A 12,538-nucleotide genomic window follows, 5' to 3' on the forward strand; every position below is an offset into this window, starting at 1 on the left:
GCCAAGGGCTGCGGCGGAGAATGATGCCCATTCTTGGCTTCGGGAAAGCCTGATTATAGGCGTCATCGCAAGCCCGCGCGCAGGCGGCATGACAATTAATTCGTCGCCTCACCCGCCGGGCGATCCGTCCAGTCTCGTGAGGGGGAGAGCTCTTTCGCTTTGTCCTACAAATCAATCGGGCGCCGTCCGATAGGACTCATCCGTAACCTGGTTCTAAGATCACCAAAACTCGCAGAAACAACGCGGCACCATTGGACTCGTCGCTGGATGGAGCAGCCGTCTTGGATGCCGCATGGGAAAAGAAAGCCCGGTCCTGCGCTGTCATCGAGCCGAAACGACAATTCATGCGCGCGTCCGCTGCATCAAGCTCTTCCAGTTTGGCGCCACGCGGCTAAAATGAAGTGTCATCAGAAGGTGCAGACAGCATGGCGACCTGGCGTACATCAGGGAGCGAACACCCCATGCTGTCGATGAAACACAGGGAAGAAACCGATCGCGGCGTCGGCCAGACGACGCGCCCGGTCGGTCAGTGGCAATGCGAACGCCTGCACGTGCGGGCCCGACGCAGTGCCGCACAGGACAAGCTGACGTTGCAACCAGCCTGGCGCAAGCGGTCCGCGCCGGATCTTTGAGCAGGGTAGCCTCATGGACAAGTCTGATTCCACCCATCCTTACGATCCTCTGATCGCCATTGCACAAGGCGACTGGAGCGCATATCGCGACCATATCGCCGCGCAGTCCCAGGCGGACGCCGAACCGCCGCCGGCCTGTCCCGAGCCCGCACAGGACAGCGCAGGACCGCCGTTGCACGGCGAGGAGGACATCCTGGCTTACCGGCGCCGCTGTGCCCGTGCCTACATCGGCATGAACGGGCGCCTGGGCGGGCGGGCCTATCGCGCCAATGAACCGGTGATCCTGACTCAGGAAGCGGTGCAGGAGCTGGCCGAACTGAACCGCCTGCTGCGCGAGGAACGGGCGCAGAAAAAGAAGAGCCGCTCAGACAGCTGAATCACACCTCGCCAGTCACATGCAGGCTTTGCGCAAAAGCACCCTGTGCAAGGACATGGGCGTGTAGGTGCGTGGCGCAATTTCGTGTAGGAAAACAGGAAGTCTGCGCTCGCGCTTGTGCCGAGCGGGGTTGCGGCCGACGGCTGGTTTGCCGTCGGTTGAGAGCGCCTCCGGAAGCGGCATGGGCTTCCCGTATAATCATCGGCGGCACGCAGCAGGTGCGGCGGGCGTTCGCGCCCCTCGGCAAGCGCCTGCTCCAAGCGGATGCGAACAACAATGAAGGGACCCGCGGGAGGATGACGGCGCAAGTCCGTCTTTCCCGCTCGACCGACCTCGGTGCTCAAAGCTAGGCTTAAAGGTAAGTTTCACGACATGGCAGACATTTCTTGGTTGCGCGGCACAGGCCTGGCCGCGCAGATCGTCACGGCAACCGATTGGACGGCAAGTCCCCTGGGAGCGCCGGCGCAATGGTCCCCGACCTTGCGTACCTCGCTCAACATCGCACTGCACTCGCCGCTGCCCAGTCTGCTGGTGTGGGGTGCGGCACGCCAGATGCTCTACAACGACGCGTTCGCCGCCTGCATCGGAGCGGCCCATCCGGCGGCTTTCGGTACGCGCCTGAGTCAGTCGCCGCTCTGGCGTGGCGCGGCACGTCTGTGCGAGGCGGCGATTGGCGCGGCCTTCAATGGCCAGCAACAGCAGCTGCCGCGCGTGTCGCTGTTTGCCGATGCCAGCCCGACAGACGGTGGGGCCGGCCAATGGGATCTGTCCTGCCTGCCGGTGTGGGAAGACGCTGCGGAGGGTGAGCCGGCGCAGGTGGCCGGCGTGTTCTGTACGCTTGTGCGCGCCGCGGGCCTGGATACCGCACTGGCGCACACCGACATGTTGCGCGACCTGATGGAGCAATCGCCCAGTTTCAAGGCGATCGTGCGTGGTCCGCAGCACGTGTTCGAACGTGTCAATGGTGCCTACTTCAAGTTGTTCGGCGATCGCCCGGTGCTGGGCCTGCCGGCGCGGCAAGCGCTGCCGGAATTGCTGGACGAAAATCTTTACGAACTGCTGGACCGTGTCTACCAGACCGGCCAGACCTATACCGAACGCGGCGCACGTCTGTTCTTGCGACGCGAGCACCAGAGCGGCTTTGCGGGTGCGGTGCTGGACTTCGTGTTTCAGCCCATCAAGGGTGCCGATGGCCGGGTAGCCGGCATATTCATCGAGGGCAACGATGTCACCGAACGCTTCGTGGCCGAAGAGCGCCTGCGCATCGTCGATCGTGCTGGCGGGATCGGCATCTTCGAGTGGTTCCCGGTTTCCGGCAAGCTGGCGGTCTCGGACCGTTTCCGCCGACTGTGGGGCCTGCCTGCCGAGGGCGAAGTGACTTCGCAGCAACTGGTGGACATGATCGACGAGGAGTTCCACCCCAATCTCGGTACTTCTCGCATCAAGGAGGGCGGACCGCGCAATCCGCTCGAATACACCGAGTACCACATCACCCGCCCCGACGGCGAGCAGCGCTGGCTGGCGCGCAAGGGCGAGGTGGTGGAGGATGATCCACGTACCGGTTCACGCTATGTCGGGGTGGTCTTCGACGTCACTTCGCGCAAGCTCGTGGAGCAGGCACTGGCCGCTTCCGAAGCCAGCGTGCGCGCCAACAACGCCTTCGTGCGGCAATTGCTGGACTCGACCGACCAGGGCTTCTTCTCCATCGACCGCGATGGCATCGTCACGCTCTGCAATGCCGCCTTCCTGCAATTGCTGGGCTATGCCGGCGAGAAGGATGTGCTGGGGCGTTCCATCCATGAGGTGATCCTGACTGCGGCTGACGACGGCACTGGCACGCGCGGCCAATGCGCCGTGCTCAAGGCCGCGCGAGAAGGGCTCGCGGCCCATGTGGAGAGCGAGGATTTCCTGCGTGTCGATGGCAGCAGTTTCCCGGTGCAGTACCAGGCCCATCCGGTATGGCAGGATGGCCAGCTGCAGGGAGCGCTCTGCACCTTCGTCGACCTGACCGAACGACGACGCGGACTGCAGGCCCTGTCATGGAGCGAGAACCGTCTCACTGCCATCTTCAACCAGGCCTCGGTGTGCTTCTCGGAGCTGGACCTGGAAGGCCGCTATCTGCGCGTGAACCAGGCACTGTGCCGTATGCTCGGACGCACCGAGGCCGAGATGCTGCAGATGACCCTGGCCGACGTCACCCATCCTGACGATGTGCCGATGAACATGACTCTGTTCAATCGCTGCATTACCGACGGTAGTTCCTTCACCCTGGAAAAGCGCTACCTGCGTCCGGATGGCAGTTCGTTCTGGGTCTCCAGCGACATCAGTCGCATCGTCGATGGCGAGGGCAGGCCGCAGGCCATGATCGCGGTGTCGACCGACATCACTGAACGCCGCCGTGCGGAAGACGCGTTGCGCGAACTCAACGATACGCTGGAGCAGCGTGTGGTCGAGGAAATCGTTGAGCGCAGTCGCGCCGAAGCGGCGTTGCGCCAGATGCAGAAGATGGAAGCGGTCGGTCAGCTCACCGGCGGTGTGGCGCATGACTTCAACAACGTATTGCAGATCATCGGCGGCAACCTGCAATTGCTGCAGACCGATCCGCGCCTGGACGACCGCAGCCGTCAGCGTGTGCGCACGGCCATCGGCGCGGTTGATCGCGGTGCCAAGCTGTCCTCGCAACTGCTGGCGTTCGCCCGCCGCCAGCCGCTGCAGCCACGCAGCATCAACCTGGAGCGGGTGGTGCAGAACATGGATGATCTGCTGCGCCGTGCCGTGGGTGAAAACATCGAGATTTCCACCGTCATTACGCATGACCTGTGGAACACCATGCTCGACCCCAACCAGGTCGAGAACCTCATCATCAACACCGCCATCAATTCGCGCGATGCGATGCCCAATGGCGGACGGCTCACCCTGCAGATCGACAACGTGCAGCTGAGTGATCCGGCCTTCCTCTCGCAGGCGGACCTGCAGCCGGGCGATTACGTGGAGCTGCAGATTTCCGACAATGGCGCCGGCATGTCGCCCGAGGTACGTGAGCGCGCCTTCGAACCTTTCTTCACGACCAAGCGCGAAGGCGAGGGCACCGGGCTGGGCCTGTCGATGGCCTATGGCTTCGTCAAGCAGAGCAGGGGCCACATCAGCCTGCACAGTGAAGCGGGCAAGGGCACCACGATCCGCATCTACTTCCCGCGCTGCATCGATCAGGAAGTGCTGATCGACGACAACCGCGACATGGAGGTGCGCGGTGGTGACGAGACCATCCTGGTCGTTGAGGATGATCCCAATCTGCAGCTGACGGTGATCGATACCCTGTCCTCGCTGGGCTACCGGGTGCTCAAGGCCGACAATGGCGAGCGTGCCCTGGCCATCCTGCAGAGCGGCATTGCGGTGGACCTGATGTTTACCGATGTGGTCATGCCGGGCAGTGTCCCCGTGACCGAACTGGCACGTCAGGCGCGGCAGCTGTTGCCGGAGATCGAGATTCTGTTTACGTCCGGCTATCCGCGCGATGCCATTGTGCATGAAGGACGCCTGGATGCGGGGGTGGAGCTGCTTTCCAAGCCGTATCGCATCAACCAGCTGGCCCAGCGCATCCGGCAGATGCTCTCCAGCCGGGCCCATCGCATCGAGCTGGCCCAGCTCACGCGCGAGCGCGACCAGGCCAATGCCAGCGCCAGCCTGCATGTGCTTCCGGTGGGGGATCCCCAGCGCCAGCCCGAGGGACAGGACGCGCATTTCGAACAGGCCGACGCCGGGAGCGCCGCTGCCGCGACGGCGACACCTGCGACACCTGAGCCGACGGCGGCCTCTTCCAACGGATTGCGTCTGCTGGTGGTGGAAGACAACATCGATTCCCAGCAACTGGTGTGTGAATTGCTGGAGACGCTGGGCCACCAGGCACGCGGCGTGATCAGTGCGGAAGATGCGCAGCAGGCCCTGGACGAGCAGAGTTTCGATGTGCTCTTCACTGACGTCAATCTGCCGGGCATGTCCGGGGTGGACCTGGCCAGGCATGCCCTGGAGCGGTTTCCGGAAATGTCGGTGATCTTCGCTTCCGGCTACGGCACCATGGTGGCGCGCAACGTCGGCTTTGCCTCGCACTCCCTGCCCAAACCTTACGATATCGATCAGTTGCAGGAGATCCTCAGCAGGATTGCCATGGCCTGAGGAGGGCGGGGCGGTCGCAGACACCGTCCCGGCTTCCCCTGCGGCCGCAGACCGGACTGCTGAGCCATTCCGTTTCCGGTGTCATGATGGTTTCCTTGGATAGAAATTTTTCCTGACCAGACGGCGCGACTTCTCCAGCGCCGCGAGCAGTTCCGCGGGAGTCACCGGGGTGGGTGGCCAGCGCGGATCATGCGCGAGGATGCCAATCAACTCAAGGACATCGGCAACGTTGGTCGAACATGAATTGTCGAGAATGCTGTAGCTGCTCCGGGTGCCATTGCTTTGAAGGATCAGTTGCCTGTCCAGTGCCACTCTTCGTTTGAGCTCGACGTCCAGCATCTGCTTTTCCTTTGCCGATAACCAAAGGACGAGGCCAACACTGTCGCGATAGCTTTGTCCTCTGATGCTCAGGATTTTGAGAGCCTTCTCGAGTTTGCCACCATTCATGTACACGGTTTTGCTCATGACCAGGTATTCGTCATGCGCGCGCAAGTAGACGGTTCCATCAATCATGATCGCCGCATGACCCCACTGCTCCCCACTGCCGGGCAGTCGTGTGTCGCCAATGATGACCTCGATGAACTCCCTGTTCACGGTGACGACCTTCTCGCCGACATCGGTCATCGGCGTCAGCGTCCGGGTAGCGACCTTGCGCAAGGTCTTGCCGGTCCTGGGCGAGCGCAGCGGGTTATCCATCTTCAGCCCTCCAGATAAATATCCACCTCCCACCGCTGCGCCGCCGTTGCAGTCATGTGGGTGCGGCCATGCGCGTCGGTGAGGCCGAACTGCGGCGCTCCGCCGGCGATCGACAAGGCATATTCGGCATGGGCAATCGGGTTGCCGTGCTGGTCGCGCAGGAGGTAACGATCGCCATAGCGGGTCTGTGCGGCCTGCGCCGTCGCCGTGAACTCGTCCGCCGTGACCTGCCGCTGGGTCGCCTGCAGCACGGCGCCGCATGAGGTCATCATCCCTTCCACCGCCACCTGACGCCCCAGATAGCGGAACTGCTCCGCGCCCTCGACAATGCTGAACACGCTGCGACATTGCGGGCAATAACCGCGATGCCCCACGCCGGCCATGGGCTTGCCAAACAGCGTGAAGTTGGAAAAGCCTTCCTGCACGATGCCGCCGTGAGAAGTGGGATCGCCTTGGCGGATGATGGCTCTGGCCATGTGCTGCTCCTCTTCATGGTTGAAACAGCACGAAGGTAAGCCGAGTTGCGCGCTTGTTGCTTATAAGCTGAAAGAGATCAAGCGGAGTCCGAAGTTATTCCAAAGACTCTTCTCATTATTTCGAGACAGCGAAGCGGGCAAGGGTGAAGACTTGTCAGGAAACTTTCTTTTTTCCGTCATATTGCTTAAAATAAATAAGAACTATTATCGTTCGCATTAAAGTTAATCAATATGAAGAGGAAACCCTTGATCCAGTCGTCGCTGCGCGCTCGTCCCCGCGCCATGTATCGCGCCTTGCGCCCGGTTTTCATCAGCATGGCGCTGGCCGGCGCGCCTGCACTGGCGGTGGCGCAGGCGGTACAGACCGGCGCTGCCGACAGCGATGCCAATGACGCTGGCAGCGCGCAGTTGCCGACCGTGACCGTCTCCGCCACTGGCACAGGCGAGCCAACGCAGCACCTGCAAAGCCAGTCCAGCGCGGGTGCATTGGGATCGCGTTCGCTGCTGGAGACACCTTTCTCCGTCACCAGCATCACCGCTTCCGACCTGGCCGACAAGCAGGTCAACAAGCTTGGCGACCTGTTCTACAACGAGGCTTCGGTCAGCGACAACAGCGGTGGTTACAGTGCCTGGGCCTCCTACATCACCATTCGCGGCCTCCCTGCCGACTGGCAGAATTCCTTCCGCATCGATGGCAAGCCTTTCCTCGGCTATGGCATCACCTTGCCCTACGATCACTTCGAGCGGGTCGACCTGCTCAAGGGCTCGGCCGGCTTCATGTATGGATTCGGCTCGCCGGGCGGGGTACTCAACTACGTCACCAAGAAACCGACTGACACCCCCGTGCGCAGCGTCTCGGTGGGCTACACCAGCAACAGCATCTTGAGCGAGCACATCGACCTGGGCGGGCGCTTCGGCAACGACAACATGTTCGGTTATCGCCTCAACGTCACGCATGACCAGGGCCAGACCTTCAATGATGGCCACCTGCGCCGCAACTCGGCCTCGCTGGCGCTGGACGGACGCCTGACGCGCGACCTGACCTGGGATTTCCAGGCCATCTGGCAGAACAGCAATTCCACCGACCAGACGCCATCCTTCGTGACCAGCAGCCTGAGCGGCAGCGCGCTGCCCTCGGTAGTGAGCGGCAGCGACAAGACCCTGGCCGGCCCCGGCCAGCATCTGGACACCAACTTCCAGTTCTACCAGACCGGGTTGACCTATCGGCTCAACGCCGACTGGAAGGCCAACCTGAGTTACAGCCACAGCACGGCCAAGCGCTTCCGCAATGAAGACATCGCCATGCTCTCGGATGCGGCAGGCAACTATGCCGACTGGCGTTCCGACAGCCGCGAGGGCCATACCTTCGACCAGTGGCAGGCCATGCTGGAGGGCAATGCCCGCACCGGCGGCATCGACCATCAGCTGGTGCTGGGGGCGTCATGGCAGAAGCAGGTCAATGATTATTCGATCAGTTCGGTGTACCAGCAGATCGGCAGCGGCAATCTGTATGTGCCCAATACCAATGCCTACTACAGCAGCACCGGCCTGCAGACCTATCACAACGCCATCATCAGCCAGCAGGCGATCTTTGCCAGCGATACGCTGAACTTCTCGGAACGCTGGTCACTGCTGGCCGGTGGCCGCTACAACCAGTTCAAGCAGGACAACTTCACCACCGCCGGTGCACTCAGTTCGCGTTACGACAAGTCGGCCCTGACGCCGACAGTCGCCCTCATGTTCAAGCCCGAGCGCAATACCACCCTCTACACCAGCTATGTGGAATCGCTGGAGCAGGGCGGTGTCCCCGGCGTGACCAACACCAACTACGGCAGCCAGCTGAAGCCGCTCAAGAGCAAGCAATATGAGGTCGGCGCCAAGACCGATCAGCAGAACTGGAGCGCCACCGCCGCGCTGTTCCGCATCGAGCGGGCTTCCGAATACACGCTCAATGGCGCGCTGGTGCAGGATGGTCAGTCCAACTACCAGGGCCTGGAGCTGGGCGCGGCCTATCGCCCGACGGCACGGTGGCTGGTCGCAGGCAGCCTGATGCTGCTCGATGCCAAGTACGACCAGGGCAATACCTACAACGGCAACCGTGTGGCCGGTGCACCGCGCAATATGGCCACGGCCCGGGTGTCCTACCTGGTGCCGCAGGTGGCCGGCCTGAAGCTGTCGGCCGATGCCAAGTTCACCGGCAGCACCATGGTGCGTGCAGCCAATGACATTGAACTGGCCAGTTACACCCTGTTCAATCTGGGTGCCAGCTACACCACGCGCATCGGGCAGCACGACACGACCTTCCGGGCGTCCGTCAACAATCTGCTGGACAAGCGCTACTGGCAATACCAGTACGAGAACTACATCAAGCCGGGTGACCCGCGTACCTTCAGCGTGTCGGCCAAGGTCGATTTCTGACCCGGTCATGGTCGCCTTCCGAGCAGCCCCTGAATCACTCCGCCCTCTAGCCAGGTAAGTCAGCCCATGCGTGCAATTCTCGTCCTCCTCCATCGCTGGTTCGGCCTGGCCGTGGCCGTGTTCCTGTTCATCGCCGGCGTGACCGGCGCGGTGATCTCCTGGGATCACGAACTGGATGCCTGGCTCAATCCGCAACTGTTCCATGCCCGCAGCGCCGACCGCCCCGACGCCGGGCCGCCGTTGCCTGGCCTGGAACTGGCACGGCGCGTGGAAGCTGCCGAGCCCGCCTTGCGCGTGACCTATGTGCTCACCGAGGCCGAACCCGGTCACACCATCAGCATGATGGTCGAGCCACGCCTGGATCCGGCTACCGGCAAGCTGCCGGTGCTGGATTACAACCAGATCGCGGTCGATCCGGTCACCGGCGACATACAGGGGCGCCGCATGTGGGGCGCGATCTCGCTGGCGCGGGAAAACCTGCTGCCCTTCCTCTACAAGCTGCACTACACGATGCACCTGCCGGACGTGGGCGGCATCGAGACCGGCATCTGGCTCATGGGCATCATCGGCATCGTGTGGACACTGGATTGCTTCATTGCGCTCTATCTGTCTTTCCCCAACTGGCGCAGCTGGCGCAAGTCGCTGGCCTTCCGCTGGCGCGAGGGCGGGCACAAGCTCAATTTCGATCTGCATCGCTCGGGCGGTGTCTGGATCTGGGGCTTGCTGCTGGTACTGGCGGTGACCTCGGTGTCGATGAACCTGGAGCGCCAGGTCATGCGTCCCCTCCTGCAGAGCGTTTCCACGCTGAGCGCCGGCCCCTTCGATACGCGCACCCCGATCGCGCCCGACAAGGTGCCGGAGCCGCGTATTTCACGCGAACAGGTCGTGGCCCTGGGGCGCGCGCAAGGACAGAAGCTGGGGCTGACCGAGCCGGTCGGCGGGGTCTTCTATTCGGGCATGTTTGGCGTCTATGGGGTAGGTTTCTTCCAGCCTGGCAACGACCATGGCGATGTCGGGTTGGGCAATGCCTGGCTGTATTTCGATGCCATGAGCGGTGCCTATGAAGGCGGCAAGATTCCCGGTCGCGGCAGTGCCGGCGATATCTTCCTGCAGGCCCAGTTCCCGCTGCATTCGGGCCGCATTCTCGGGTTGACCGGACGCGTGCTGATTTCCTTGATGGGCGTGCTGGTGGCAATGCTGTCAGTGACTGGCGTGATCATCTGGGTGCGCAAGCGCCGTGCGCGCCTGCAACAGCGTGATCGTCTGGCCGCCCAAAAGACACCGGCCCGCGAGGGGCCGGTGGTGCAAGCGCGCTGACTCAGCGCAGGTCATGCTGATGGTGTCAGTGCGCCATCAGCACCGGCAGCGTCATGGTTTTGAGGATGGTCAGCGTCACGCCGCCCAGCAGCACTTCGCGGAAGCGGGTGTGACCGTAACCGCCCATGACCAGCAGGTCGGAACCCTTGTCGGCCGCCAGCGAGAGCAGGGCATTGCCGATATCGAGCGTGGTCTGTTCCTGCGCCACTTCCACCTTCACGCCATGGCGCGCCAGGTAGAGCGCGATGTCGGCGCCGGGCTGCTCACCGTGTGTGCCCAGGCGCTTGTCGGAATTGAAGAGCACCACCGTGACGTTGTCGGCCTGCCGCAGCAAGGGCAGGGCGGCGGTGATGGCGCGGGTCGATTCCATGCTGCCGTCCCAGGCGATGAGTGCATTCTTGCCCACCTGCCTGAATTCACCCGCGCTGGGGATGATCAGTACCGGACGCGGTGAATTGAGCATGACGTATTCGGGCAGGTCGGTGAGGAAGCTTTCGTCGGCATCATCGAGGTCGGCCTGGCTGACCACCACCAGGTCGGCATAGCGCGCCTGCAGAGCCAGACCGCCTTCGGCATCGTCATCGACGAAGCGCTTTTCGCAGGAGGGCACGCCGACGCTGTTGGCGATCTTGTCGAAGTTTTCCAGCGCAGCCAGGGCACGGTCGCGGAAACCATCCATCTGCGCCGCAACGTAGGCGGCGCCTTCCATGGTGATGAAGCTGGAGATGCCGCTGACGGCACTGCCGATCAGGTGCGCCTGCTGTGCGCGGGCCAGTTCGGCGGCAATGCGGATGCGCTGGGCGGCGTGACGCGACTGGTCGACATGGACCAGGATGGACTTGTAGCTCATGGTGGCTCCTCGGAGATTCGTGGGGGAAGGCATCCGCGGCGGAATGCCATGTCTTCAGAGTAGGCCGGACATGGGCAGGCGTCCAGCGCAAATCCGGGGCTGCTTGACGCATGTCAATGGCGTTTCGGCGCGATTGTATGGAAGCATCGTTGGCATGTTTCCATACAAGCACGCCCATTGCGGTATGCTAGTCGGCTTTCGCAACCAGCCTGTCGATCCGGGACTTTTCATGCCATCCATCTTCCACCTGGCCTATCACGTGCGCGACCTCGACCAGGCGCGCCGCTTTTATTGCGATCTGCTGGGCTGCGCCGAAGGGCGCAGCACCGACACCTGGGTCGACATTGACTTCTTCGGTCACCAGCTCTCGCTGCACCTGGGCGAACCCTTTGCCGTGAGCAACACCGGTCATGTCGGTCATCACCTGGTGCCCATGCCGCATCTGGGCGTGATCCTGCCATTGGATCAATGGCAGCAACTGGCCGACCGTCTTGCCGCCAGCGGCGCGCTCCAGTTCGTGCTGGCACCGCAGATCCGCTTTGCCGGCGAGCCAGGCGAGCAGGCCACGATGTTCTTCCTGGATCCCTCGGGCAACCCCATCGAAGTCAAAGGCTTCCGCGATCTGGCCACGGTGTACGCCAAATGAGCGCGGTCACGCCCATTGCCTTCGTCAGCCAGGGCGATGCCGCCTCGGTAGCCGCCTGGTTGCAGTGCTTGCGCGCGGCCATGCCGGAAGAAGAGATCCTGGCCTTTGGCGACCTGGATGAAACGCGACGTGCGCAATGCCGCGTGGCCATCGTCGCCAATCCCGATCCGGCGCAACTGAAACTGCTGCCGCAATTGCAGTGGGTCCATAGCGTCTGGGCCGGGGTGGAGCGGCTGGTGGCCGATCTCGATCAGAGCGGTCTGCAGATCACGCGTCTGGTCGATCCCCGGCTGGCTGCCACCATGGCCGAAGCGGTACTGGCCTGGACCCTCTACCTGCACCGCGACATGCCGTATTACGCCCGCCAGCAGCAGGCGCGGCAATGGCAGCCGCTGGACTACGTGCTGCCGGAGCAGCGTCGCGTGGGCATCCTCGGGCTCGGTGCCCTGGGTGAAGCGGCAGCAGCGGCCCTGCGCCAGGCGCGCTTTCCGGTGACGGGCTGGAGTCGCAGTGCGCGCAGCATACCGGGTATGCAGACCTGTAGCGGGATGGAGGGACTGGCACAGATGCTGGCACAGACCGACATTCTGGTCTGCCTGTTGCCACTGACGACCCAGACACGCGGTTTGCTGGATGCCGCGCGGCTGGCGCTGTTGCCACCGGATGCACAGCTCATCAATTTCGCGCGCGGACCCATCATCGATGATGCCGCCCTGCATCAGGCACTGGATGCGGGGCAGTTGCGGCATGCGGTGCTGGACGTCTTTGCGACTGAACCATTGCCGGCTGACGCCTGGCCGTGGTCGCATCCTGCGGTGACGGTACTGCCGCATTGTTCTGCTCCGACCGATTCGGGGACGGCCTCGTCCATCGTGGCGGCCAATATCCGCCATTACCGCAAGACCGGCGAGATCCTCGCCAATGTGGATCTGAAGCGCGGCTATTGAGGCCATC

The 12,538-nt window shown here is 63.0% G+C and carries 10 protein-coding genes; 7 read left to right on the top strand and 3 right to left on the bottom strand.

Going from position 1 to position 12,538, the window contains the following annotated elements:
- The first annotated feature begins 461 nt into the window (after positions 1-461).
- From HNO82_RS09275 to HNO82_RS09285, 3 genes are all read left to right on the top strand, one after another.
- Positions 462-632 carry a hypothetical protein gene (locus HNO82_RS09275; protein WP_217509858.1) on the top strand — a complete coding sequence of 57 codons (171 nt, stop codon included), beginning with the start codon at positions 462-464 and terminating at the stop codon, positions 630-632.
- Positions 633-645: 13 nt separating this feature from the next.
- Complete coding sequence (locus tag HNO82_RS09280; protein ID WP_175343492.1) at positions 646-1,008, top strand: hypothetical protein; 363 nt, start codon at positions 646-648, stop codon at positions 1,006-1,008.
- Positions 1,009-1,380: 372 nt separating this feature from the next.
- Positions 1,381-5,181 (top strand): hybrid sensor histidine kinase/response regulator, encoded by a 3,801-nt coding sequence (locus HNO82_RS09285; RefSeq protein WP_175343493.1) that lies wholly within the window; start codon positions 1,381-1,383, stop codon positions 5,179-5,181.
- Positions 5,182-5,262: 81 nt separating this feature from the next.
- Here the strand turns inward: HNO82_RS09285 and HNO82_RS09290 are convergent, their stop codons facing one another.
- The gene (locus HNO82_RS09290; protein WP_175343494.1) at positions 5,263-5,877 is read right to left on the bottom strand and encodes a hypothetical protein; all 615 of its coding nucleotides are present in this window, start codon (positions 5,875-5,877) and stop codon (positions 5,263-5,265) included.
- A gap of 2 nt (positions 5,878-5,879) precedes the next feature.
- Positions 5,880-6,353 (bottom strand): PAAR domain-containing protein, encoded by a 474-nt coding sequence (locus HNO82_RS09295; protein ID WP_175343495.1) that lies wholly within the window; start codon positions 6,351-6,353, stop codon positions 5,880-5,882.
- 282 nt (positions 6,354-6,635) lie between these two features.
- Between HNO82_RS09295 and HNO82_RS09300 the strand changes: the two genes are divergently transcribed.
- Both HNO82_RS09300 and HNO82_RS09305 read left to right on the top strand, forming a co-directional pair.
- Positions 6,636-8,771 (top strand): TonB-dependent siderophore receptor, encoded by a 2,136-nt coding sequence (locus HNO82_RS09300; protein ID WP_502709272.1) that lies wholly within the window; start codon positions 6,636-6,638, stop codon positions 8,769-8,771.
- Between the two features lie 66 nt (positions 8,772-8,837).
- A complete protein-coding gene (locus HNO82_RS09305; RefSeq protein WP_175343497.1) occupies positions 8,838-10,088 on the top strand; it encodes a PepSY-associated TM helix domain-containing protein in 1,251 nt (416 codons plus the stop codon).
- A gap of 25 nt (positions 10,089-10,113) precedes the next feature.
- On the opposite strand, the gene HNO82_RS09310 is transcribed toward HNO82_RS09305, so the two are convergent.
- A complete protein-coding gene (locus tag HNO82_RS09310; RefSeq protein WP_175343498.1) occupies positions 10,114-10,938 on the bottom strand; it encodes a universal stress protein in 825 nt (274 codons plus the stop codon).
- Positions 10,939-11,167: 229 nt separating this feature from the next.
- Between HNO82_RS09310 and HNO82_RS09315 the strand changes: the two genes are divergently transcribed.
- Positions 11,168-11,584: a VOC family protein gene (locus HNO82_RS09315; RefSeq protein WP_008329166.1), complete on the top strand. Its 417-nt coding sequence runs from the start codon at positions 11,168-11,170 to the stop codon at positions 11,582-11,584.
- Positions 11,581-12,531, top strand: a complete 951-nt coding sequence (locus tag HNO82_RS09320) for a 2-hydroxyacid dehydrogenase (RefSeq protein WP_175343499.1) — start codon at positions 11,581-11,583, stop codon at positions 12,529-12,531. Before HNO82_RS09315 ends, HNO82_RS09320 begins: the two co-directional genes overlap by 4 nt.
- Positions 12,532-12,538: the final 7 nt, after the last annotated feature.

This window comes from Herbaspirillum sp. C9C3 (genome assembly GCF_013359625.1).
Taxonomy (GTDB): domain Bacteria; phylum Pseudomonadota; class Gammaproteobacteria; order Burkholderiales; family Burkholderiaceae_D; genus Herbaspirillum.